The 23,184-nt window shown below is 40.1% G+C and carries 23 protein-coding genes; 6 read left to right on the top strand and 17 right to left on the bottom strand.

Going from position 1 to position 23,184, the window contains the following annotated elements:
• Window positions 1-69: 69 nt before the first annotated feature.
• From WG954_RS05500 to WG954_RS05455, 10 genes are all read right to left on the bottom strand, one after another.
• Window positions 70-801, bottom strand: a complete 732-nt coding sequence (locus tag WG954_RS05500; RefSeq protein WP_340434405.1) for a 2-phosphosulfolactate phosphatase — start codon at window positions 799-801, stop codon at window positions 70-72.
• A gap of 69 nt (window positions 802-870) precedes the next feature.
• Window positions 871-2,970, bottom strand: a complete 2,100-nt coding sequence (locus tag WG954_RS05495) for a matrixin family metalloprotease (RefSeq protein ID WP_340434403.1) — start codon at window positions 2,968-2,970, stop codon at window positions 871-873.
• 77 nt (window positions 2,971-3,047) lie between these two features.
• Complete coding sequence (locus WG954_RS05490) at window positions 3,048-3,518, bottom strand: SRPBCC family protein (RefSeq protein WP_340434401.1); 471 nt, start codon at window positions 3,516-3,518, stop codon at window positions 3,048-3,050.
• Between the two features lie 104 nt (window positions 3,519-3,622).
• Entirely contained in the window at window positions 3,623-4,708 is a 1,086-nt protein-coding gene (gcvT, locus tag WG954_RS05485) for a glycine cleavage system aminomethyltransferase GcvT (RefSeq protein ID WP_340434399.1), read from the bottom strand.
• A gap of 105 nt (window positions 4,709-4,813) precedes the next feature.
• Window positions 4,814-5,332 (bottom strand): GNAT family N-acetyltransferase, encoded by a 519-nt coding sequence (locus WG954_RS05480; protein ID WP_340434397.1) that lies wholly within the window; start codon window positions 5,330-5,332, stop codon window positions 4,814-4,816.
• 207 nt (window positions 5,333-5,539) lie between these two features.
• Window positions 5,540-6,010 (bottom strand): nuclear transport factor 2 family protein, encoded by a 471-nt coding sequence (locus WG954_RS05475; RefSeq protein ID WP_340434395.1) that lies wholly within the window; start codon window positions 6,008-6,010, stop codon window positions 5,540-5,542.
• 105 nt (window positions 6,011-6,115) lie between these two features.
• Complete coding sequence (locus WG954_RS05470; protein WP_340434394.1) at window positions 6,116-8,344, bottom strand: PspC domain-containing protein; 2,229 nt, start codon at window positions 8,342-8,344, stop codon at window positions 6,116-6,118.
• A gap of 19 nt (window positions 8,345-8,363) precedes the next feature.
• Window positions 8,364-8,762, bottom strand: a complete 399-nt coding sequence (locus WG954_RS05465) for a PadR family transcriptional regulator (protein WP_182802954.1) — start codon at window positions 8,760-8,762, stop codon at window positions 8,364-8,366.
• Between the two features lie 325 nt (window positions 8,763-9,087).
• Window positions 9,088-9,912, bottom strand: a complete 825-nt coding sequence (locus WG954_RS05460) for a sterol desaturase family protein (protein ID WP_340434390.1) — start codon at window positions 9,910-9,912, stop codon at window positions 9,088-9,090.
• Between the two features lie 108 nt (window positions 9,913-10,020).
• Window positions 10,021-10,443, bottom strand: a complete 423-nt coding sequence (locus tag WG954_RS05455) for a putative signal transducing protein (RefSeq protein WP_340434388.1) — start codon at window positions 10,441-10,443, stop codon at window positions 10,021-10,023.
• 49 nt (window positions 10,444-10,492) lie between these two features.
• Here WG954_RS05455 and WG954_RS05450 point away from each other — a divergent pair, with 49 nt between their 5' ends.
• Window positions 10,493-10,972: a hypothetical protein gene (locus tag WG954_RS05450; RefSeq protein WP_340434387.1), complete on the top strand. Its 480-nt coding sequence runs from the start codon at window positions 10,493-10,495 to the stop codon at window positions 10,970-10,972.
• Window positions 10,973-11,037: 65 nt separating this feature from the next.
• On the opposite strand, the gene dnaN is transcribed toward WG954_RS05450, so the two are convergent.
• Entirely contained in the window at window positions 11,038-12,153 is a 1,116-nt protein-coding gene (dnaN, locus tag WG954_RS05445; RefSeq protein ID WP_324229670.1) for a DNA polymerase III subunit beta, read from the bottom strand.
• A 177-nt stretch (window positions 12,154-12,330) separates the two neighbouring features.
• On the opposite strand from dnaN, the gene WG954_RS05440 reads away from it, so the two are divergent.
• The 3 genes from WG954_RS05440 to WG954_RS05430 all read left to right on the top strand — a co-directional run bounded on the left by WG954_RS05440 (window position 12,331) and on the right by WG954_RS05430 (window position 16,195).
• Window positions 12,331-13,656, top strand: a complete 1,326-nt coding sequence (locus WG954_RS05440) for a type III secretion system chaperone family protein (protein ID WP_340434385.1) — start codon at window positions 12,331-12,333, stop codon at window positions 13,654-13,656.
• A gap of 31 nt (window positions 13,657-13,687) precedes the next feature.
• Window positions 13,688-14,791: a trypsin-like peptidase domain-containing protein gene (locus WG954_RS05435; protein ID WP_340434383.1), complete on the top strand. Its 1,104-nt coding sequence runs from the start codon at window positions 13,688-13,690 to the stop codon at window positions 14,789-14,791.
• A 147-nt stretch (window positions 14,792-14,938) separates the two neighbouring features.
• Window positions 14,939-16,195 (top strand): pyridoxal phosphate-dependent aminotransferase, encoded by a 1,257-nt coding sequence (locus WG954_RS05430; protein ID WP_340434380.1) that lies wholly within the window; start codon window positions 14,939-14,941, stop codon window positions 16,193-16,195.
• A gap of 88 nt (window positions 16,196-16,283) precedes the next feature.
• Here WG954_RS05430 and WG954_RS05425 read toward each other — a convergent pair whose 3' ends face one another.
• Window positions 16,284-16,748, bottom strand: a complete 465-nt coding sequence (locus WG954_RS05425; protein WP_340434378.1) for a hypothetical protein — start codon at window positions 16,746-16,748, stop codon at window positions 16,284-16,286.
• Between the two features lie 57 nt (window positions 16,749-16,805).
• On the opposite strand from WG954_RS05425, the gene WG954_RS05420 reads away from it, so the two are divergent.
• Window positions 16,806-17,138, top strand: a complete 333-nt coding sequence (locus WG954_RS05420) for an MmcQ/YjbR family DNA-binding protein (RefSeq protein ID WP_340434376.1) — start codon at window positions 16,806-16,808, stop codon at window positions 17,136-17,138.
• Window positions 17,139-17,225: 87 nt separating this feature from the next.
• Here WG954_RS05420 and WG954_RS05415 read toward each other — a convergent pair whose 3' ends face one another.
• From WG954_RS05415 to WG954_RS05400, 4 genes are all read right to left on the bottom strand, one after another.
• Entirely contained in the window at window positions 17,226-17,642 is a 417-nt protein-coding gene (locus tag WG954_RS05415; RefSeq protein WP_340434374.1) for a hypothetical protein, read from the bottom strand.
• Between the two features lie 57 nt (window positions 17,643-17,699).
• Window positions 17,700-18,152, bottom strand: a complete 453-nt coding sequence (locus WG954_RS05410; RefSeq protein WP_340434372.1) for a hypothetical protein — start codon at window positions 18,150-18,152, stop codon at window positions 17,700-17,702.
• Window positions 18,149-18,760, bottom strand: a complete 612-nt coding sequence (locus tag WG954_RS05405) for an RNA polymerase sigma factor (protein ID WP_340434370.1) — start codon at window positions 18,758-18,760, stop codon at window positions 18,149-18,151. Before WG954_RS05405 ends, WG954_RS05410 begins: the two co-directional genes overlap by 4 nt.
• A 75-nt stretch (window positions 18,761-18,835) precedes the next feature.
• Window positions 18,836-20,167 (bottom strand): Gfo/Idh/MocA family protein, encoded by a 1,332-nt coding sequence (locus tag WG954_RS05400; protein WP_340434368.1) that lies wholly within the window; start codon window positions 20,165-20,167, stop codon window positions 18,836-18,838.
• A gap of 127 nt (window positions 20,168-20,294) precedes the next feature.
• Here WG954_RS05400 and WG954_RS05395 point away from each other — a divergent pair, with 127 nt between their 5' ends.
• Complete coding sequence (locus tag WG954_RS05395) at window positions 20,295-21,437, top strand: methionine aminotransferase (protein ID WP_340434365.1); 1,143 nt, start codon at window positions 20,295-20,297, stop codon at window positions 21,435-21,437.
• Between the two features lie 49 nt (window positions 21,438-21,486).
• On the opposite strand, the gene WG954_RS05390 is transcribed toward WG954_RS05395, so the two are convergent.
• Complete coding sequence (locus WG954_RS05390; protein ID WP_340434363.1) at window positions 21,487-23,034, bottom strand: hypothetical protein; 1,548 nt, start codon at window positions 23,032-23,034, stop codon at window positions 21,487-21,489.
• Between the last annotated feature and the right edge of the window lie 150 nt (window positions 23,035-23,184).

Below are 23,184 nucleotides of genomic sequence, written 5' to 3'. Positions count from 1 at the left end.
GAAGGCCACAGATGAACACAAAGAGACGCAGATGAAATTTCTCTTTTTCTTTTTTCCCTCTTTAAACTCTTAGCCCCTCAATAACATTCCTTCTTTATACAACGGCAACACGTTTGCAATATCAGGTGTCATACAAAAACGAATGTCTTCGATCAAACCAAAACGATCTACAAGACGATGGTAGTGCGTAAGATTTGGTGCAAAACCATGCAGATCATCTTTTACCTGTTGGTATTGTAATTCTGCAGTGAGTGAACTATCGCAATGAATGGTAAAGTTTTCTTTGATGCGGCTGATAACAGCACCGGCAAACAACGTGTCTTCTAAATTGTAACGGTCTTTCCAACCGGCACAACCAAGTACAACATTTTTGTTTTGTTTGATGAGAAAATCGCACACAGCACTTAGGTTTGGAAATGATCCGGTGATGATGGTATCTGCATCATTATCCAATGCCATTTGCAACAAACGTGTGCCGTTTGTAGTAGTGAGCACCAATGTTCTGTTCTCAATAAAATCACGACTGTATTCAAGCGGCGAATTACCATGTTGTAAACCTTCGGCAATTTGTCCGTCACGCTCACCGGCTGCAATGCTGCCTGCAATATTTTTGCTGAGAGCAATTGCTTTGGCTACTTCATCAACCGGAATTATACATTGTGCGCCGTTGTGCAATGCAGATGCAATTGTTGATGTTGCACGAAATACATCAATGATCACTACCACTGCATTGCGCAGATCGTATAAATGTAATAACGCAGGAGAGAGACAGGTATAGAGTGTGGGTTTATTGTTTGCCATGAGGCGCAAAAATAAGAAAGAGCAGTGAATGCTGCTCTTTCGGGTATGATTGTTCTGATTTTTTATCGATCAATTGCCAAGTACCAACTTTCCTGAAATAGTTTGATTTACATCTGCAACACGATAGCTGTAATACCCTTTACGCAGATGTGAGAAACTAAACTGTGCTTTACCGTTGGTTACAGTTGTGTTGAAGATGAGGTGACCCATTGCATCAAACAATAAGAACTGCACATTCCTGTTTTGTGATTCTTTATTGTATAAGGAAAGAGTATTACCATCTTCACTGCTCCAAACTTTCCACTGTTTGGTTTCTTCACCTTTTACAAAAATGATCGACGAACTCACCAGGTGATTGTCAAGATCTTTTTGAATTAAACGGTAATACCATCCATAAGGACCGGCACTGTTATCAGGAAAACTATAATTCTGAGGTTCAAGAGAAAACTCTTTGCCTTTTACAAAACCAATGCGTTGAAAACGTTGTGCAGTTTCGCCACGCTCAACAATAAAACCATCATTGTTTAATTCCTGGATGGTATTCCAATCTAATTGAATTAAACCGTTTGTCATGCGTTTAGCTTTTAATTCACCAAGTGTAATGGGTAATGTTACACAACTACCCGAAGCAACGGTTTGCATTTCGGTGCCGGAGCCGGCAGGGTTAAAACAAGTTGGATCATCAGAATACGAAAGCTTATCTGCACCACCTGCAATATCATTACTTGCCAATGTTCTTGCTACGATTCCGTTTGCAAGTGCATAATGCATCACGTTGCCCGGCGCAATTACATGACCAAGTCCATGCGCATGACCAAGTTCATGCAATGCCACTGATTCAAAATCAAATTCAGAACCGGAAGGAGATACCGGACCAAACTCCCAGTTAAAACCCGCAAGAGGAATATCTCTGAATTGAATATCCATATCAGCCAACCACCATACCGTATTGTTTTGATTGCAACCGCCGGTTGCTGATGCATCAAAATTGCTGGTGCACACGCCGAGTGTTCCTGCGGGAAGTGCTGAATTGAAGTAAACTGCGTTTACGCCATCGTTGGCCGAAGTGGTAACAGAAGTTGTACCACTTGCACGAAAGCCAACACCTGTAGCACAACGCCAGCTTACCAAAGCACGGTTAAACGCTGCAACTGCTGCAGTGTTAGACGCAAAACTTGTATTGAATTGAAAAGTATATCCGCCAATTCCATCAAGATTGCGGAGATAATAACGTTGACGTGTAGCTGATGCAAAGCCAAAGAAATCATGGTTGATATCAATATGGCTGTATTGCACATTTAAACTGGATACAGAAGTGGCACTGCCGTTGACGTTGATAGGTCCTGTACCAGCTGAGGAAGGTACTTTCACTGTAATGCTGTTATCGCTCCAGGAAATTATATCGCTCGGTTGTGATGATGCAATGAATGTAGCACCACCATCATCAGCATTTGTAAAATAAACAGTACCGGCGCTTGCACCAAATCCACTTCCATTGATGGTGATCTGGTCGCCAGCAACAACAGTCCCCGCTCTTGATGTACCGGGTGAAAAAGAAGTAATGGCCATTGTTCTGTTAGCAACAGGATTGGCAACAACTGCAGTATATTTTTTTCCTTCCGGCGTTAATGCTTCTACTTTACTAACTTGTTTAATGCGGTTGAGTAAATCTGATTCTGTCATCTTTTGGTTTTGCACAGCATCAATAAACAAATTCTGTTGCTGAATAATTGCACCCTGTGCACCGGCATATGGAATGGTTTGAAAAGCGTTCGGATTTTTTTTCAGCAATTGTTTGCTTTTCTTTTTAGTTGCAGCTGTTTGCAGAAACAAAACATAGTGAGTGTTTTGTTGTAACTGAAGCGAAGGATAAACAACCGTTGAACGGTTTTTATACACCCCACCTTCGGTAATAACATAAACAGTTGGCAATGCACGTTGGTTTTTAAGCCATGCATTTACACTGATCTTATTAACCGTGTACACCTGCATCGTGTTTGAATCAATAAAACTTTCTTTTTCTGTAACAACACCGCTGATCACAAGATCAGAGGACGATACTCTTTCCTGTAATGAAACAGGAACCATCAAGCATTGTGAGAATAGTTGAGGAATGGAAAAGGCGAAAGACAAAGCAATAAGCCAGAGGCGCATTCTTGCTGGTTTCATCAGGATACGATTTATATACAAGTATAACCAATAAAGATTATTTGTACAAAATATCAACAGCAGGAAAAACACTTAAATTATAATAAAGCCTGCCACTTCGTGCTTTCTGCATACTCACGAATCGTATTGTTCCGTTTCTCAATAAGTAGTTTCATATAACCTGTGAGATAAATACGGCTGAAGAGTTTTCCAACAGAACCATACGGCGCTTCAAACTCAACCTTATCGATCATGATGGTGCCGTTGTTCACAGCTTTGAAATGATGCTTGTGTGCATAAGAAATAAAATCGCCTTTCTCCATTACATCTTCAAAATAATCGGGGCTTTTCATCTCCGTGATCTTCACGGTCATGAATCTTGTTTTAAACAAGTGCTTTGCTTTCCATGTAACGTACTCGCCTTGTTTAATAAGGCCTGATGTAACGCCGCCAACGGCTTCTTCATTATTATCCTGTTGAGAAATTTTGTGAACACCAATGTGCCGGCTTAGATCGAACACACGATCAATGGGTGCGGCAATAAATGTGGTTACGTGAATTGATGGCATAGAAGATGGTTGTTTAAAAAACAATGAGTCACCTTTTTTAGTTGGTGACTCATCGGCTGTTATTTAGCAGCAAGAATAATGCCTTTTACTTTTTCGGAGGGTTTTTAGAGGAAAGGAGTTTTCACCACTTTTGCTTTCAACAGTTTATCACGCACCTCAACAAAGATCTCCGAATCAAAATTTGAATGCGTGGTTGCGACGTAGCCAAGCCCGATCGCTTTTTGTAACGAAGGAGATTGTGTGCCACTGGTAACTTTACCAATTTCATTACCATCAGCATCTTTGATCTTATAATCATGGCGGGGAATACCACGATCGATCATTTCAAAACCAACGAGCTTACGTTTTACGCCTTCGGCTTTTTGTTTTTCTAAAATTTCTTTTGCAGTAAAGTCTTTGTTGAATTTTGTGACCCAACCCAACCCACCTTCTAATGGAGTAGTTGTATCATCAATATCGTTGCCATATAAACAAAAGCCTTTTTCTAAACGCAGTGTATCTCTTGCGCCAAGTCCGATCGGTTTAATACCAGCTGCTTTCCCTGCCTCAAAAATGGCATCCCAGATTTTATCAGCAGCACCATTGCTGTCTTCAAAATAAATTTCAACACCGCCTGCACCGGTATAACCTGTTGCACTTACCAATACATTCTCCACACCGGCAAACGCTCCTTTTACAAAGGTGTAATACTTCAGGTTAAGGATATCCATTTCAGTAAGCGGCTGCAGAATTTTTGTTGCATTAGGACCTTGTATTGCAAGCAAACAGGTTCTTTCGCTGATGTTGTGCATCTCTACATTGCCGGTATTGAATTGCTGAATCCAGTTCCAGTCTTTTTCAATGTTGCTGGCATTTACTACCAACATATATACTTTGTTTTCTTCCACACAATACACCAACAGATCATCTACAATACCACCTTGCGCATTTGGTAAGCAACTGTACTGTGCTTTACCTGCTGTTAATTTTGATGCATCATTGCTGGTGACACGTTGAATGAGATCCAACGCTCCTTCACCTTTTAAAATAAACTCACCCATATGGCTCACATCAAACACGCCTGCGTTGTTACGCACAGCAGCATGCTCATCATTAATACCGGTATAAGAAATGGGCATATTGTAACCGGCAAATTCAGCCATCTTCGCACCAAGTGCAATGTGTTTGTTTGTAAAGGGAGTTGATTTCATGCTTCAATCATTTGTGATGGCCACAAATGTAAAGGAAGCAGGAGAATGAGCCGAGAGAAGTTTTGATAAATGGTGATTTTGAAAAAACGATTGCGCAGACGGCTATTATTTTGCAGCATACCAATTGCTACGTTCTAAGATATAAACAGCCGTTTCATCGTTTCCGAATGTCCTGTTTTCAACAAAACGAAAACCAAGCCGTTCATAAAAGCGACGTGCTGCTGTGTTGGTAATAAGTGGGTCGATAAGAATAGCACTAACATTTTTTTCAGCAAAACAGCGCTCAATGGCCAGTTGCATCATGCGTGTGCCATATCCTTTGCCGAGATGTTCTTTTTCACCGATCCATATATCAATGGCCCGAAGATTTTGCTCGACATCGCCCCAGTAATGTGTTTCTTCCAATGCCGGGTCAATGATCTGGATAAAACCGATGGGCCGGCCATTCAGTTCGGCCATGAGTTGTTCACGCCAGGGAACTTGTTTTGGTAATTCTGTTGCCCACTCCCAGTCATCACTGGGGTCGCAATCGATCACATGCTGCTGTTCATCCCAATACTCGAGTATTGGCAGATCTTCGATTGTGCCAGCACGTAGTGTTATGATTTGTGGTTGATGCTCCATAACCAAGCCAGGTTTTGCAGCAATAAAATTACCGAAGATAACCTAACAGCCAAAGTATACCGTAGAGAATAGCGATGATCAGAAGACAGATAAACAGAACTTCTGTAATCTTTTTAATTCTTGACTTCATGATAAGGTAAATGTGTTGATGCAACAGGCGAACCAGTTGCCATCAATGATGATTAGGTAATGGTTAATGCGGATGTATTAATGATCTACGCTGATAATGCGTGTCACCTTCCAACCCTTTTCTGTTTTTTTCCAGGTATGAATAAACTTGAAGACACCACAATCCATTTTTCCATTTTCCATATGGCAGAAACGATGTTGTGCTATCTGCACCGCACCATAACCGGGAATGGGATATACTTCCATGGTTTCTTTTAGCAACTCACGTTTTAAATCTGGTGTCTGGGCCATCATTCGTTTAAAAGCAGCTACGTTATCTGCATAAAAAGTAAGCCCACTTCCGTCGTGATAGAATTCAAGCGTGGAATCGATATAACTGCTGAAAACTGTAATGTCTTTGTTGAATGCCGCAAACCATGCACTATCTAATTTGAAAATGGTTTGAAACAATTCTTTATCCTGGTGTTTCTGGTTTGCATCTTGTGCATTTGCAGTACCAAATAAAATAACTGCCAATAAAAAGAGCGTAAGGAAACGAAGTAGTCGCATAAAAAAGGTTTAATGGTAATGATGATGATTTTGTGCGCCTTAAAAAAAGCCCCTCCGTTTCTTTCAAAACATCGGGGCCGTTGGCTGTTCCAACTTTAACCGAGGTTACAGTGCGTTAATGGTCATTGGCTGAATGATCACTGCATCACTGTTAGGAGTTGCTATTCGTTCAACGATCTGTTTTGCAGGTGTTGTTGGAGGTGTTTTAGGTGCCTCAGGATTGTAACGGTAGCGAAGACTGTCGTTTTCTTTCTTCTTATTCTTTAATTCATTTTCACGATCGTTCAGCTCTCTTTTCTCACGCTCAATCTTTTCCAGTTCACTTTCAATTGTTCCTTCTTCACGTTCAACTTTTTCAATTTTATCTTTACCATCTACACGTTCAAGTCCTTCTTCGGTCATAATGTATTCCACGTTTGTATCATTCCAACCGGTGTGGCTCCACCTGTTATCATCTTCCCATTCCCAATCGCCGCCACGACCATTGAACGTAATGTTGTGCCACTCTAAACGATCAACACTTTTGTCGATGTAAATGCGTTTGCCAACAGGAACTTCAATTGTAACGATCACACGCTGATTACGGAATTTTGATTCTTCACTTACAGTAAAACCTTTGTCGAGTGACAGCACACTGTCTTTAAAGTTTACATTGTACTTAATTGATTGCGCATTTGTAAGTGCTTTATCTCTTGTGGCGCCTGAGCTGCGTTTATCATATTTTACGTGATAAAGGCTATCGGTACTTTTTACAATACGAAGACGGATATTGTTGATGTACAAACTATCACCATCCATACTGAACACATCATCAACACCAAACGCTCGGCCATACACTTTTACTTTTGCTGTTGGCACTTTCACAACCATTTTACCGGTTACAGGCTGTGCAATTTCAACCGCCTGCTGCTCTTGTGCTGATACACGGAAGTTGTTGAAGAAGGAAGAAATAAGTGTGATGAAGCAAACCAAACCAACAAACCAAAGGAAACCGAATGTGTAACCTAAATAAGGGTTGCGGCTTTTTGTGCCAATGATCTTACGGATTACCCAGGTTAATAATGCAACCACGGGAACAAGTAAGAACAGAAGCAGCGTGCCCCATGCAGCAATGTTTTGCCAGGTGCCTTCTAAAAAGAATCCTTTGAAAGGAAACGCTGCAACACCACCAATCACAGCACCAATTAATGCCATCAACAACACAAAACCAATTGTACCTGCTACAAATAAGAAGAATGCTTTGAACAGTACACCAATTGCATGACCAATACCGCTTGTTGTGCTTCGGGCAATAGGTCCGGCTTCAACTGCAAATGCTTTGCTTTTTGATCCCAGTTCGGAGCTCATTTGTTTTGCGCCCTCAGTGATGGTTGCGCTCATACGTTGTGCACCTTCTTTTATTTCTTCGCTCATTTGAGCCGCTCTTTCTTTAATAGTACCACCGCTGCCTAATTCTTCCTGCACAGCATTCTTGATACTGTTCACATCAATCTTTTCGCCACGCATTTGTAATTTATCTGTTGCGCTGCTGGCCATTGGTAAAACGATCCAGAGAATAACATAGATCACAAACAGTGTTCCGCCAAAGCCACCGAATACGATGTTGGGTTCAAGATCAAAATCGAACATGGCATTGCGGAAGATCGATGAAATGATACCGAGGATCAGGGGTAGACTGAATACCACACGTGGTACCCATACCGGTATATTGAAATAGTTAGCTAAACCGCTTGCAACACCACCTAATACTTTATCATCAGGATTGCGGAATAAACGCTTGCGGATATTTGTTTTGAGATCTTTCAATGGTAACACGATCCAGAGAACAATGTAGATAAGTACACCTGTACCAAAACCACCAAAGGTGATGAGGGCAAAAAGAATACGCACTACAGTAGGATCGATCTTTAAATAATGAGCAAGGCCACTACATACACCACCAAGTATTTTATCGTTGGCGTTACGGCCAAGGCTTCCACGTGGCTCATCGGCTGTTGCAGATGCTGTTGATGAAGCAGCAGATGCTGATGAAGAGTTGCTGTGAGTTGATGAAGCACCTGTTTCATTATCCATCTGCTCAAAATCTTCGATGCTGCCCATGCTGCTGCAAATAGTGGCAACACTTTCGTCGGTAATGCAAGTGGCGCCTTTTTTCAGCTCTTCGTCGAACAATTCAGCAATACGATCTTCAATATCATTGATGATCTCATCACGTCCTTCTTCGTTGGCAAAGTAGCGGCGCAGACTTTCGGTGTATTTCTGCAATTGCTCAAAAGCCGATTCTTCGATGGGTATCACCCGGCCCTTGAAATTTATATTGATTACCTTTTTCATAATAATAACAGTTTAATGGTTAAAGTGGGCTTTCAGCAGATGGAGGATGAACCTGAACGCTTTCACCGGTTACAACGGCATTGGCTCGGCCGTTCTTCTTGGTTACGGCTTCAACCGAACTGGACATTTCGTTCCATGTTTGTTCCAGTTCTTTGTAAAAGGCTGCTCCTTTTTCTGTTAGTGCAAAATATTTTCGTGGCGGGCCGCTGCTGCTTTCAACCCAGCGGTAAGTTAGCAGGTCGGCATTTTTCAATCGGGTAAGTAGTGGATACAGGGTTCCTTCGAGGATGTTAAGGTTTGCCTTTTTCATTTCCTCAATAATATCACTGGGGTACACTTCGCCCCGTTGGATAACGGAGAGAATGCAAAACTCCAGGACTCCCTTGCGCATCTGGCTTTGTGTGTTCTCGATATTCATAACCTGAGGAGTTTGTTTATTTGGTGAAAGGTGGTGGAGAATCATTGGGGAGAGCTCTTCCTTTTTGCTTCTGCCTTCCAATCACCTTAATTACATTGACAAAACAAAGCTAATGAAAATTCAGTACTATGCAACACAAAGTACCATCTTTTTTTTAGTAGCTGGCAGAAAACGATAGTTTATAAAAATTAAAGCGCTGTTTTACAGCGCTTTATCAATAGAAAATATTTTTTAAAAAGTTAGAGATTTTTTTTGAACTGCCTGCTTTAGCCAATATTATCAGCAAAATGATGAAATCAGGAGATAGAGTTTCGACGTAGCTGGTCTATTTTTCCAGTTTGCCAAAGGGCTTTTTCAGCAGCTCCATTACATTTTCGTCTTTCTCTTCAGGATAATACCGGTCGAGGCCATAACGCACATCCTTTATATCAAGACTGGTGAAGGTACCAAGCAGGCGATCCCAAATAGAGAAAACAGCACCATAATTACTATCGGTATAAGGCTGTTTCCAGTGATGATGCACTTTGTGCATATTGGGTGAAATGAGAATATAACTGAGTGCTTTATCAAGTTTTACCGGCAGACGGATGTTGGCATGTGTAAATGCAGTTGCCAGCACAACCAGCGTTTGATAGATCATTACGCTGTACATCGGTGCGCCCGAAATAAAGATGAGCAGCAGAAAAAAGATACCTCTCAACAAGCTATCGCCGGGATGATGACGAAGACCTGTTGTTACATCCACATTGGTATCGCTGTGATGAATAAGATGAAAACGCCAGAGCAAAGGCACTTTATGCATTACGAGATGCACCAACCAGCTGCTGAAATCGAGAGCAAGCACACCAATAAAAATGGTAACAAGTATGTTGGCATTTGTCCAGTATACGAGACCAAATTCAGCTGACGCACACCAATCTGATAACTTGATAATGAGTATTGCCAGGAATGTATGAATGATGAGATGGATAACGGTGAACACAAAGTTTACACCTGCATGGCGCAATTTTGTTTTCTTGTAACGGAGCGGAAACAAAGGGATAGCCCCTTCAATGATCCAGAAAAGTAAAAGACCACCCACAAGTATCGCCATCCGTTCGAGCGGACGATGTTCAAGTGTTTGAAAGTGGTTCAGGATGTCGTTCCACATGGCGTTACAATTAGGTCAAAAGTTACGAAGGCTTTCATGGATGAAAAAAAATTGTTTAATGCCTGCCTGATGCCCTCGTCTGACAGTATTTTTGGGAGTTCTCATCCGTCAGACGAGGGCGTCAGACGGTTTTTCTTTCACTTCAGAAAACTCTTTTTCGCAATCAAAACAATGATACATTTTTTCAGAAGCCAGAGCATAGCCTCCTAACAGATAAGTAAAAATGGCGCTGAACCAATTAGACGTTTTCCGGTTGCTGAAAATATACTCCACATTCAATGATCCGCAGTAAGGGCAGGCCCGGTTCTCTTTTGCTTTGTTGACGATGGTACGCAGCAGATCTGTTGCCCGGTCCTTTTGTGTTTCATGCACCATGAGCTTAATACCGCCAATGGCATTGGTCAACAGCGGATCGATGGTAACTGTGTTTTCATCTTTGAGCCAGCAGTTGATGCCTTCTTCCTGTAGTTGCATCATGTGAAGGTTGGCGTCGATGTAGTTATCGTATGTGTTGAGGATGGTGTAGCTCATGACTAAAAATACAATGAAAAGATTCATTATTTTGTAAAGGCATTATACCATGACAGCATTTATAACTGATAAGCCGTTACTAAAGCATCAATTCTTTTTGCAAATAGCCTGTTCCCTTATCTCTTATCTAGTGATATTAGGTGTTTTGCTGCTGTTTTTTCCGCATAAATCAAATAATGCTCCCTATTTATTCTACTTTTTTTTATTAGTAAGTATCGTCCGTTTAATGCTGGTTGACAGAGTGCAGGAAATCAGATTTGATGAGGATAATAAGGAACTTCATTTCTATTCAAAAGGTTATTTAACGAAGTTGAGAAAAATGAAAACTTCGTTTGAAAACATGCACGTTAAAAAAGAAGATTGGGAATCAAAAAGTAAATGGCTTCCAAAACGAAAAATTCTTTCTGTTGAAATTTTGAAAGAGAAAACGCTTGTGTTTACGGTTAATATGAACTTAGATCACTTCTCCGAACACAAAATGCGAGATTTAATTTCAACATTCGAAGCCAACAATATACCTGTAAAATAATGTTCAATAAAAAATCCCGTTCTTGCAAGCGGGACTTTTATTGTTAGTATTGGTTTCTATATTCTTTATTGATTCAACATAAGCGGCATTACCAGCATCAACACATCTTCACCTTCGTTTTGTTCTGTTGGTTTAATGAGGCCGGCTTTTGTCGGCGTACTCAATTCCATTTTTACTTCGTCTGTTTCAACAGCGTTCAGCATCTCCACTAAGAATTTTGCATTGAAAGCAATTTGCATATCCTCACCATCGTATTGGCATTTCATACGCTCATTACCTTCAAAACTAAAATCAACATCCTGTGCAGCTAACTGCAATGAACTTCCGCCAATGCTCAACACCACCTGGTTAGTACTCTTGTTACTGAACACGCTTACACGTCGTAATGCACCAGCCAATTCGTTGCGTCCTGCGATCATGCTGTAAGGATTATCTGCAGGGATCACTACTTTATAATCAGGGAAACGAGCATCGATCAAGCGGCAGACAAGTTCAGTTGTACCATGAACAACAAACAGGTGGTTGCTGTTGTAAGAGAGTGTGATCTCATCTTCATTATCAGGCAATGCTGTTTTTAATAAGTTCAATGGTTTTTTTGGAACGATGAAGTTTTCACTCTTCGGGCAACTTACATCAGTACGCTTGTAACGTACCAAACGATGTGCATCTGTTGCAACAAAGGTCAATCCTTTTTTATCGAGTTCGAAATACACACCCGTCATTGCAGGACGCAGATCATCATTACTCACCGCAAACAATGTTTTGTTGATGGCAGTAACCAATGCTGAAGAAGTAGTGGTGAATGAAGTAGTATCATCAGCCACAGGTTCTTTCGGGAAATTGTCTGGGTTTTCGCCCATTACTTTATACTTACCACTGTCGCTGGTAATTTCAATACCAAAGTTCTTATCAATATTAAAGGTGAGTGGTTGATCAGGTAAATTCTTTAAGGTATCCATCAGGATACGTGCAGGAATACACACCCGGCCATTGTCTTTGGCTTCAATATCCATGTGGATCTTCATCACAGTTTCCAGATCGGTAGCAACCACGGTGAGCTTGTTCTTGTTGATCTCAAATAAAAAATCTTCCAGAATGGGTAATACGGTGTTGGCATTAATTACACCATTGATCTGCTGCAGTTGTTTCAGTAAAGCCGATGACGAAACGATAAACTTCATAACGCTGTTCTTAATTTAATAACGGGGAAGGTAAGGCATTTTTGCCTCATGAGCCTGCAAGATAAGGGTTAAATTATCAACTTGTTTTCAGCCTTACTCACAGGGGAAGAATGCCTGTAAAACAAGAAAACATTGCAGTAAAATCATTGTACATTCGACCTTATTAATTGCTTGAAGATGCTGGACAAACTATTTGGCTGGACCAAGAAAAAACAAATCCCGGAAGCGGTAACACCACCCATTACTTTTGGACGTTACAGCGATAACAATAAAACCCTGCATAAAACAAAACGATGGGCCGATGCGGAAAACCTCTTCAAAGAAAAAAAATATTATGAAAGCATAGAAGCTTTCTTTGATTATATGCGTGATGATGACTTGCAAAATGTGCAAACATCAACCAGTGGTACAGAAAAAACTTTTACATTTTACCAGGGAAGTAAGCTGGTTCGTGGACGCTATAACGGGGAAAGCCTGTCGGCCGAGGTAACATTGGCCCGCATGGTGCTGCCTTCTGTACCGGTGATGCGTCGCTTGCTGGAACATAATTTTAATCTCTTTTATTGCAGATACGGGCTGGATGCTGACCGCCTTTGTATGTGTTTTGATACAGAGATGAATACGGCCAATCCCAACAAGCTTTATTATGCGTTCAAGGAATTAGCCACCCGGGCCGATAAGCAGGACGATCTGTTATTACAGGATTTTCAAACGCTGTTGCCAATAGATACAGAACATATAGAACAGATAGCTGATTCAGAAAAGGAAGTGAAGTATAATTATCTTATTCAATGGATCAGGGAAACAGCGTCGGCCATTGAACAGTTGGATCCGGACAAAATGAGCGGCGGAATTTCTTACCTGCTGCTGAATCTTGCTTACCGAATCGATTTTTTGATTGTGCCGGAGAGCCGGTTGTTATACGATCTTGAAGATCTTGTTGCGGTTTTCTTTATGAAAGACGATAAACCGGCAAGTGAAAAGAACAAAACAATGCTACAGGGCTTTTTAAAGATGATGACGAAAACAAAAGAAGATGTTTTCCCGAGCCTCTTCAGGAGCAAACACAGTTTTGCAATTACACAGCCAACACAGCAAAAAATAATTGCTGATTCTATTTTTGGTGCTAACCAAAACACGGTTTGGTTCAAAGACAATAATCAACCATATGTGGCACAACAGATAAGTGAATATGGATTGGGTTATTGCCAGTATAATTTCAGTTTACCAAAGCCAATTACTGATCTCTATCTTATTTTAATGAAAATATCGTATGCAGATTTTTTCCGTGATCTTGGTTTTACTGAAGAGTTATATAACAGCAAAACACAACAATTCAACAGAGAATTGATCGGGCAAAAGATCTCCGCCATTATAGATAAATGGCGTGAAAAATATCCACAGATCAATTTCAAAACAGAGAACCTGAAATATGATTCATTACTCAGTTTTACATTATCGTTTACAGCAGAGATAGAGTTTGTGAATACGGAAGTCAAGTAAATTATCTCATCATTAAAATCAAATATAATCAATGCCATCAACGGTCGAGATAGTTGATTCCTTCAAGGATACCATCATACAAATTGCCACACAAACAGGTACAGGCACTGGTTTTTACCTGCGCAAGTATGATCTTATTGTCACCAACAATCATGTAGTTGACACAAATACTGAGGTAACCATTGCGGGCAAACAATTTGAAAAAGAATTAAGTCGTGTGTGGTATACCGATCGTAAACATGATCTTGCTTTTTTGCAGGCACCGCCACAAGTACAGTTGCCTGAAATAAAACTGGGCGAATATGCACGAATGAAAGATGGAGATCCGGTGATCGCAATTGGTCATCCGTACGGATTAAATTATACAGCAACTCAAGGTGTGATCTCGAAAGTTGATCGTGTGCGGGAAGGATTAAAGTACATACAAATTGATGCAGCGATTAATCCCGGTAACAGCGGTGGACCATTGGTGAACATGAATGGAGAAGTAATTGGTGTAAACACATTCATCATACGTGGAGGCGATAATCTTGGTTTCGCATTGCCTGAACAATACCTGCGAACGGCGCTGGATATTTATGCGCCTTATAAAGGCAAACCTTCTACCCGTTGTCATGCCTGTGAGTTTTTGGTATTGCCAGAGAATATTGACAATGGAAAATATTGTCCTTCATGCGGCAGCGAAGTAAAACTTCCCGAATTGCCAACAGAAGAGTACGAACCCGTTGGTGTGAGTAAGACTATCGAAAATATTCTGAGAGCGTTAGGTAAGGATATTAAACTTGCACGGGAGGGAGTAAACATCTGGAGCGTAAAAGAAGGGAGTGCAAAAATTGTTATCCGTTATAATCCTGAAAATTATTTTATTGCCAGCGATGCTTATCTCTGCCTGCTGCCATCGGATGGGACGAAGATAAAACCGCTGTATCAATATTTATTGCAGGAAAATTATCACAACAAGGGCCTGGTGCTGAGTTGCCAAAACCAGAATATTGTGTTGAGTCGTATTATCTATGACCTTGATCTTTCACATGAAAATGGAGAGCTGCAGTTTCGTGAGTTATTTCAGAAAGCCGATGCATATGATGATATTCTAAAAAAAGAACATGGTTGTTTGGATCGTATGGAAGAATAATGCAACTGCTTAGAGTAAGAGGCTCTTTGTACTATGTCAATAAACGAACAGTTGATCGTTTTTCATGGTCTTGCCCTACTTTTGCGCTTTCTTAAAAATTGAGCAGAATTATGATCCGCCAAAAACGGAACTACAAAAAATAAGTACATGAAGCTATCTCATCTCGCCGAAACATTAATAGGTTCTGAAATTGTAAAACTGGGTAACCAGATCAAAGAACGTATGCGCCAAGGCGAACACATTTACAATTTCACCATTGGTGATTTCGACAGCAGTGTATTTCCTATACCTAAGGAACTGGAAGATGAAATTATTGATGCTTATAAACATCACTTTACTACTTACCCTGCAGCTGAAGGAATTCTGGATTTGCGGCAAAGTGTCTCGCAATTTTTAAAAGAGCGTGAAGGATTAGATTATGGGGTGAATGAAATTCAAATTGCTTCAGGTGGTCGTCCACTTATCTATGCAATTTTTCGTGCCATTGTTGACAAGGGTGATAAAGTAATTTATGCAGCACCTTCCTGGAATAATAATCACTACGCACATTTTACAGAAGCAGAGCATGTGTTGATCGAAGCAACTGTTGAGAATAATTTCATGCCGACAGCCAACGATATCAAGCCACATATTAAAGGCGCTACCCTGCTGTGTTTGTGTACACCGCAAAATCCAACAGGTACAATGTTCCCGAAAGAAGAACTGGAAAAGATCTGTGATATGATTTTGGAGGAGAACAGATCAAGAGCAGAAGGCGCAAAGAAATTATTCCTGATGTTCGATCAAATGTATTGGACATTGACATTTGGCGGAAACGAACATTACAATCCCGTTACACTCCGTCCGGAGATGAAAGAGATCACCGTGTTTGTAGATGGTATCAGCAAAGTGTTTGCAGCAACCGGCGTTCGTGTCGGCTGGTCTGTTGGTCCTGAGTTGATCATTTCAAAGCTCAAGGCTATACTTTCACATGTTGGTGCGTGGGCACCAATGGCTGAACAGAAAGCAACAGCAAAATATTTATTACAGAGAGAAAATATTGATCGTTACCTCGTCCATTTTAAAGAGGAGATCAGCTACCGGCTCACTGAAATTTCGAAAGGTCTGTTGCAGTTAAAGAGCGAAGGATTTGCTGTTGATGTGGTTGCTCCGCAGGGCGCTATTTATCTCACCATAAAAATTGATCTTGTTGGAAAGAAAAAAGCTGATGGCAATGTATTACAGACACAGGCAGATGTAACACAATATTTATTGGACGAAGCAAAGCTGGCAATTGTTCCCTTCACTGCATTTGGTGCAAGTAAAACTTCTCCTTGGTATCGCTTGAGTGTTGGTACCTGTCGTAAAGAAGAGATCCCCGAATTTTTAGGCAAGCTGAAAGAGGCGATGCAAAAACTTAGCTAAAAGTTTTGAAAGAGGGGGAAAGAGATCGGTTGATTTGTTTCAATCGATCTCTTTTCTTTTTATCTGATTTAATACAAACAATAACAAACTAATAGCGGAAGCGTATCAACTTTTGTTCATTGGCGATCAATAGTTTTCCTTCCTGCACTATTTCTACTGCATTGCGTGCACAACATTCATCAGCACAAAACTTTTTCACTAAAAGGTATTGAAGCGGCTCATCTTTAATTTGTAAAGCCATGGTATCAGCCGCCTGCATTGTGAATAAGCGTTTTTGGATATTATCAAGATGAACAGACACCTGTGTGTAAGGTGAATTTTGCTTCTTGTATAATTTTATATCAGCCACAGTCAACGAAGGATTTGAACCAAACAACAAATCTCTTCCTGTTGCTTTATCAGTAATAGTGAAATGCAGATTACTCCAATAAGCTATACAAACAACTGCCGGACAAACCAGGTCTGCTTTGCATTGATAGCCCTGTTCTGATTTCTTTTTGCAGGAAACAAACAGGCTAAGAGAAGCAAGGATGATAAGAAAAGGATGTTTCATATACAGTTGACAACAAAAGAAATAATTTCGTTGCAGCAACTTTCTTAAGATCAGCGTATGAATATTGAAACCATTCGTGATTACTGCCTGTCGAAACCCGATGCTGAAGAAACCCTTCCGTTTGGCCCGGATGTGATTGTATTTAAAGTAAACAACAAAGCATTTCTATTGCTTCCGCTCGATACAGAAGAACTCCGCTTCAATGTAAAATGCGATCCTGACCTGGCCATTGAATTAAGGGAGCAATACAATTGCGTATTACCAGGTTGGCACATGAACAAGAAACACTGGAACACCATTTTTGTTGATGGCACTGTTCCGTCAAAACTTATTCGTGAATGGATCGATCATTCGTATGAATTGGTGAAGGGGAAGAAGAAAACCAAGTAAACTTTTAGCGATAGAAGATCAGTAAATATTGCTGATTAATGACTTGATGTGTAAACCTTCATTGAGCTTTGCCACTTAAATTTTTGCTTACTTACTGCTCTGCTTGGCAAAAAAGTAATACGCTAAAAAGCTCACAGAAATACTGAATGCCATTGTTGCCAGCGAATGAATGCCTAACGGCTGGGTATAATTTACAATCATTAAGCCACCGCCAATGCCTGCTAAGATGCAAACCCATTTTATAGTGGTAAGCTGATCGTTTTTTGGTGTTGTTTGCAAAAGTGAAGAAGCGGCACTTTCAGATACACCCTTATCGATGATTTTATGTTTCATACGGTTTTCAAGAAAAATTTTCAACACATTTACAATGAAAACCATGAACAGGATCACAACAAAAATCACAGAAATGGTTCTGAAAACTTCTCCATTAAAAGAATCTCCACCCTGGGCATTTGCAAAGAGGGCTGTAAAAATTAATGCTGCTGTTGTAACTGTTTTTTTCATTTTAGATTTTATTTATAAATGATGAGACGGATAAGTCGTATTTATGTTGCAGTCTTTTTAATAGAAGTCAATAGCTTTCATTTTTTGCTGATAAGTTTTATACTGATCAATACAAAGAAAAACCAGCAGAACTGTTACAGACGATACCGTTAAATACACAACAAAATTGCCTGCACCACTGAAGAGTTCAATCATATACCTCCTGAAGAAATATAGCATTACACCTGTTATAACGATCATTGCAAATGAAAACAGGTAAATGAAGAAGTCTTCCGGCAGCAATTTTGTTTTTGACTGAGGCTGCAACTGCATTACTACCAGCTCTGAAACATCAAACTCAAAAGCAGGAACCTCCTGTTCGCTGATGCTTGTAAATAATAAGCGATAGGTTTCAACTGCCGATTTGCAATCTTCACAGAAATGTAGATGTTCAGCAATGGTTGAATTATCGTCTGCACTGTTCAAAGCATATTGCTGCAGTTCATCATCGGTAAGATGTTTTGTATTCATAAATCATCTTTTTTATAAGTAATTAAAAGTTCATTCTTCAGCATTTTTCTTGCACGGAACAGGTAGTTTTTTACTGTTCCATCCGGCAAACCGGTTATTTGCCCGATCTCCTCATAACTCATTTCTTCCTGATGATATAAACTGATGAGGGTATTATACACTGGAGGCAGTTTGCTGATGGCTGTTTTTAAAATAACTGCTAAGTTTTTTTTGTGAATCATTGAATCAACAGCAACCGCTGGAGAACCGGCAAAAAATTTATTGGCAAACCATCCGTCATTTTCGGTTTCATTTACTTCGGTTCCATCGCCCGGGAGGAGAAGTTTTTTCTTTCGCAAATAATCAAGACAGGTGTTGTAACTCACCTGTGCAACCCAGGTAGTAAGTTTCGATTGAAAGTTGAAGGAAGGAAGTTTACTGTGGATTTTCAAATAAATATCCTGGACAATGTCTTTTCGGTCTTCAACGTTGCTGATCATTTTAAATACGATCTGTGCTACCAGCCTTTCCGTTTGCCGGATAAGCTGGCCATAAGCAGGCAGATTGCCATCCAGCACCTGCTGTACCAGTTCCTTATCTGCCGGAATATTCCTGTTGCTGTTAGTCACTTGTCAGTTAGACGGGTGAGTGAGTATAATGTTGCAGTATGGGAAACACAAGCCTAACAGCCTAACACAAATCAACTAAACTTTCGGAAGTTGATAGCCGTTATGATATTCCTTCAATAAGTATTGTTTATTTATTGCTTCATCAGTAAACGCCCCTTTGGCTTTATTCCACAATAATTTTTTTCCGCTACGGAACGAAATATTTCCCATTTGTGCTACGGTAGCTACATGCGCCCCCGCCTGTATCGAACAGTTTAAATCCTCCGCCTTGCGTGACTTTACGGCCGCAATAAAATTCACAAAATGTTTATCAAGTCCGTTATCTGAAGATTTTTGGAAAGGCATGATCACTTTATTTTTACTTTGTCTTTCTTCAATTACTTCCCAACCACCACGATTTAAAATAAGTGTTCCATTATTGCCGATAAAAGCAATGCCATGATCTCTTCCGTAAGATCCGTTATCAATACCCATAGCAGAATCCCACACCATGTTGAATTTATCAAATTCATACAGCGTAGTTAATGTATCAGGGGTTTCTTCATACAAATCGGGGTAGGCAAATTTTCCGCCAAGTCCTGCAATGCTGATCGGCAGATCTGCTTTCATGCCGATCAATGCATAGTCTAACAAGTGCACACCCCAGTCGGTCATCAATCCTCCTGCATAATCCCAAAACCATCTGAAATTAAAATGAAAGCGGCTGCTGTTAAACGGTCTTATTTTAGCAGGACCAAGCCACTGTTTATAATCTACACCTTCAGGCGGTGCAGAATCAGGAACAACCGGGCCTGGTTTCATCCATCCCTGGTAACACCACACTTTCGCTGTACGGATATTTCCCAACTGTCCGCTGTGTACAAAATCAACAGCATCTTTAAAATGTTGCTGACTACGTTGCCATTGCCCTGCCTGTACAATTTTGTTATAACGTTTTTGAGCCGCCACCATTCTGGTACATTCAACAATTGAATTGCCAACCGGCTTTTCAACATACACATCTTTTCCGGCTTCGCATGCATGAATCATCATGAGTGCATGCCAGTGATCCGGTGTACCGATTATGACCGCATCAACATCCTTCTGCTCAAGCATCTTCCGGTAATCACCATATATTTTTATGTTGGAAATATTTACATTTTTTTTGCTCAGTTCATCAAGCCGTTTATCGATAACAGGCCTGTCAACATCGCAAACGGCAACAAGATTTACTCCGGGAATTTTTAATGCAGCCATTACGTTGGCCCATCCCATTCCTTTAATACCAATAGCGCCAATGTTTACCTGGTCGGAAGGAGAAACATTACTCTTGAAAATTGAAAATGCGTTGGATTCAAACGCAGGAATCAGTAAACCTCCTGCTGCAAGAAGGGTAGATTGTTGCAGAAACTTTCGGCGTGCATTCATCGTTATTAATATTTAGAAAAAGAAAGATAAGTATTTAACCGTTTAACAACTGTAAGTTATTGGCGGAAAAAAGAGTTCTGCAGAATAATTCGTTACCAACACAATTGATCTTCTTTACTTTGTATGTATGCAGATCAAAAGCAAACTTCCCAATGTTGGCACTACCATTTTTACTGTGATGAGTGCATTGGCAACAGAACACAAGGCTGTGAATCTCGGACAGGGATTCCCTGATTATCCCATGAGTGAAGAGTTGACAGCTAAAGTTGCTGAAGCAATGAAGAACGGGCATAATCAATATGCACCAATGCCAGGGTTGATTGGTTTGCGGGAGAGCATTGCAGAAAAAGTTGAGTTCTTATATAAAACAAAAGTGAATCCAGATACGGAGATTACCATTACTCCCGGTGGTACCTATGCTATTTACTCATCGTTAACCACCATATTGCAACACGGCGATGAGGTGATTTTGTTTGAGCCAGCTTACGACAGTTATATTCCAAACATCGAGATCAATGGAGCAAAAGCAGTTCCGCTTCCACTAACTTATCCTGATTATAAAATTGATTGGGAGTTGGTGCGTGCATCCATTACCGCAAAAACAAAAGCAATTCTCATCAACTCGCCGCATAACCCAACCGGAAGTGTGTTAGATAAAAATGATATTGCCGAATTAAAATCTGTTGTTGCCAATACCAATATTTTTATTGTAAGTGATGAGGTGTATGAACATTTGATCTATGATGACCTTCCACATGAAAGCATGTTGAAATATCCTGAGTTATTTGAACGCAGCTTTGTAAACTTTTCATTTGGTAAAACATACCACTGCACGGGTTGGAAGCTGGGCTACTGTATTGCACCTGCTGCTTTTACAAAAGAGTTCAGGAAAGTACACCAGTTTAATTGCTTCAGTTGCTTTACTCCTGCACAGGTTGCATTGGCCGAATATCTGAAGAATAAAGATGCTTATTTATCACTACCACGTTTCATGCAACAGAAGCGTGATTATTTTATTGAGCTGATGAAGCAGACGAAGTTTGATTTGCTGAATACAAGCGGCAGTTATTTTGTTTGTGCAAGCTATGGCCGCATAAGTGATGAAGCGGATAAAGATTTGGCAATTCGATTAACAAAAGAAGCGGGTGTTGCCACCATTCCACTCTCTGCTTTTTATCATAATCACAAAGATGATAAAGTGGTGCGTTTTTGTTTCAGTAAACAAAACAGAACATTACAACAGGCAGTTGAGCGATTGATGAAGATATGATTCAGCGGTGAGTCACCTGCATGTATACAAGGGTGGCTCACCAGAAAACTTATTTACGCCTGCTGGCTTTATACTTTCCATTCACCACCTGTTCCATCGTTTTATTATACACCTTACTTTCAGCCCAGGAAATGATATCGAGATAAGCGAATGATCTTGTTTGAAAACGGTTCTTCTCGAGGTGCTTGATGTCCTGCAATAATTTTTCCAATGCCTTTTTAATTTTATCAGGCGATTGCGTAAAGCTCGTCTTCAGGAATTTGAAGACAGCTTCTTCAACTGTAGTAAGGTTTTTCATCTTTTCCATGAAACGGTGCACCGATTTACTGAGCGAATCAAGAATTTCATAATTACCCAATTCGTAATGACTCAGCAAATGCATCAAACGTGAATAACATTGAAGATCGATACGCATATCCATTGGTCCGTTGATAATGCGGTGCAGATAGTCAATAGCTTTTTCATAATCGCCATTTCCAAAATACAACGATGCAATTTTATAGTTGAACACAAGAATGCGGTGCTGATCAACAAACAGGGAATATTCACTCAGCTTCTCTTCAATAAGAGGCACAAGTTTCAGACCTTCTTTAAAAGTGCCTTTCATTAAATGACCATTTACACGTGAGCTGTTAATGTAAATGGAAGTATGTGTGCGGAAGTTGTCGTGCATTTGTGCTTCCGGCGTTCTTTCATAGGCTTCAAACTCTTTCAGCGTTTCCTCAAACTTTTTGAAGTTACGCAAATCGAAATGTGCATTCAACAATGCCTGCATTCCTTTGATGTAATGTCCTGTTTCAATATTTTTCAAATGTGGCTCTGTCCTATACAGGTTCACCCATTTTTCTGCATACCTGTAGTACATCAAAAAGTCCTGACGTATAAATGCATACCAGCAATAACTCTGGTAGAGATACAATTCTTCATAGAAACCATTAATGAGAGAAAGATCTTTCGGCAAATAACTTTTGAAGAACGCTTTGATATCAATTTCATCTTCTTCATTGCGTGCATGTCCGTTCAATACATACCAGCGATACAACAACAATGCAAGATTTGATAAACGTGTTACACGATCAATATGACTGCTGATCTGAAACGCTTCTTCAGCCATCATCTCTGTCTTATCAGTAGAACTACGTGTAATATGAAGTGTTTCAATTTTCTTTTCAAGAGAGATCAACTGTACAAGCGTGTTCATTTTTTGATTAACACGTGCAAGTTCTTTTGCTTTTTCAATGATGCGTAATGCTTGTTGCTTTAATCCTTTATTATAAAGTAAGCGGGCATTGTCTAAGTGTTCACTTAATTGCAGATCCACATTCTCGCCTGTTTTCAATAAACGTAAACTGGCCAATAATTCTTTGTACAAATGTGTTTTAAGGTTGGCGAGTTTTGTTTTACTGTTATCAGTGAGCTTGCGCAGCAAAACATGTTCATCATACTCTTGCATTTTGTCTAATGCATCAAAAAGCTGGATGATCTTAAGGTCTTCTTTTGAAGAACTACGCTTGATGTAGAGTTTAAAATGTCGTTTCTCGGCTTTTTCGAGGGAGTGAACTAATTGAAATAATGTATCTGAAAACCTGTTGGCCATAATGTTTTTTTTTCCTGAAACCCTTGTCCTGTCTGTGTTTCACTGTCTTTCCCCGACTTTGACGTCATAAAAAGACCCGTTATTTGATTTGAAGCACAAAAACAACAAGATTATTTTTGTCTCGGATTCGGGCTTAAAAAGTATATGGCA

It is taken from the genome of Lacibacter sp. H375, from assembly GCF_037892425.1.
GTDB lineage: Bacteria > Bacteroidota > Bacteroidia > Chitinophagales > Chitinophagaceae > Lacibacter.
This window is presented reverse-complemented; position numbering and strand designations above follow the sequence as displayed.

Coding starts and splice junctions, on each gene's coding strand:
- WG954_RS05475 (WP_340434395.1), bottom strand. CDS start 6,010: ATGCGACTACTTCGTTTCCTTACGCTCTTTTTATTGGCAGTTATTTTA.
- WG954_RS05395 (WP_340434365.1), top strand. CDS start 20,295: ATGCAGATCAAAAGCAAACTTCCCAATGTTGGCACTACCATTTTTACT.
- WG954_RS05450 (WP_340434387.1), top strand. CDS start 10,493: ATGACAGCATTTATAACTGATAAGCCGTTACTAAAGCATCAATTCTTT.
- WG954_RS05465 (WP_182802954.1), bottom strand. CDS start 8,762: ATGAATATCGAGAACACACAAAGCCAGATGCGCAAGGGAGTCCTGGAG.
- WG954_RS05435 (WP_340434383.1), top strand. CDS start 13,688: ATGCCATCAACGGTCGAGATAGTTGATTCCTTCAAGGATACCATCATA.
- WG954_RS05495 (WP_340434403.1), bottom strand. CDS start 2,970: ATGAAACCAGCAAGAATGCGCCTCTGGCTTATTGCTTTGTCTTTCGCC.
- WG954_RS05400 (WP_340434368.1), bottom strand. CDS start 20,167: ATGAATGCACGCCGAAAGTTTCTGCAACAATCTACCCTTCTTGCAGCA.
- WG954_RS05480 (WP_340434397.1), bottom strand. CDS start 5,332: ATGGAGCATCAACCACAAATCATAACACTACGTGCTGGCACAATCGAA.
- gcvT (WP_340434399.1), bottom strand. CDS start 4,708: ATGAAATCAACTCCCTTTACAAACAAACACATTGCACTTGGTGCGAAG.
- WG954_RS05440 (WP_340434385.1), top strand. CDS start 12,331: ATGCTGGACAAACTATTTGGCTGGACCAAGAAAAAACAAATCCCGGAA.
- WG954_RS05430 (WP_340434380.1), top strand. CDS start 14,939: ATGAAGCTATCTCATCTCGCCGAAACATTAATAGGTTCTGAAATTGTA.
- WG954_RS05455 (WP_340434388.1), bottom strand. CDS start 10,443: ATGAGCTACACCATCCTCAACACATACGATAACTACATCGACGCCAAC.
- WG954_RS05470 (WP_340434394.1), bottom strand. CDS start 8,344: ATGAAAAAGGTAATCAATATAAATTTCAAGGGCCGGGTGATACCCATC.
- WG954_RS05415 (WP_340434374.1), bottom strand. CDS start 17,642: ATGAAAAAAACAGTTACAACAGCAGCATTAATTTTTACAGCCCTCTTT.
- WG954_RS05420 (WP_340434376.1), top strand. CDS start 16,806: ATGAATATTGAAACCATTCGTGATTACTGCCTGTCGAAACCCGATGCT.
- WG954_RS05410 (WP_340434372.1), bottom strand. CDS start 18,152: ATGAATACAAAACATCTTACCGATGATGAACTGCAGCAATATGCTTTG.
- WG954_RS05490 (WP_340434401.1), bottom strand. CDS start 3,518: ATGCCATCAATTCACGTAACCACATTTATTGCCGCACCCATTGATCGT.
- dnaN (WP_324229670.1), bottom strand. CDS start 12,153: ATGAAGTTTATCGTTTCGTCATCGGCTTTACTGAAACAACTGCAGCAG.
- WG954_RS05500 (WP_340434405.1), bottom strand. CDS start 801: ATGGCAAACAATAAACCCACACTCTATACCTGTCTCTCTCCTGCGTTA.
- WG954_RS05460 (WP_340434390.1), bottom strand. CDS start 9,912: ATGTGGAACGACATCCTGAACCACTTTCAAACACTTGAACATCGTCCG.
- WG954_RS05390 (WP_340434363.1), bottom strand. CDS start 23,034: ATGGCCAACAGGTTTTCAGATACATTATTTCAATTAGTTCACTCCCTC.
- WG954_RS05425 (WP_340434378.1), bottom strand. CDS start 16,748: ATGAAACATCCTTTTCTTATCATCCTTGCTTCTCTTAGCCTGTTTGTT.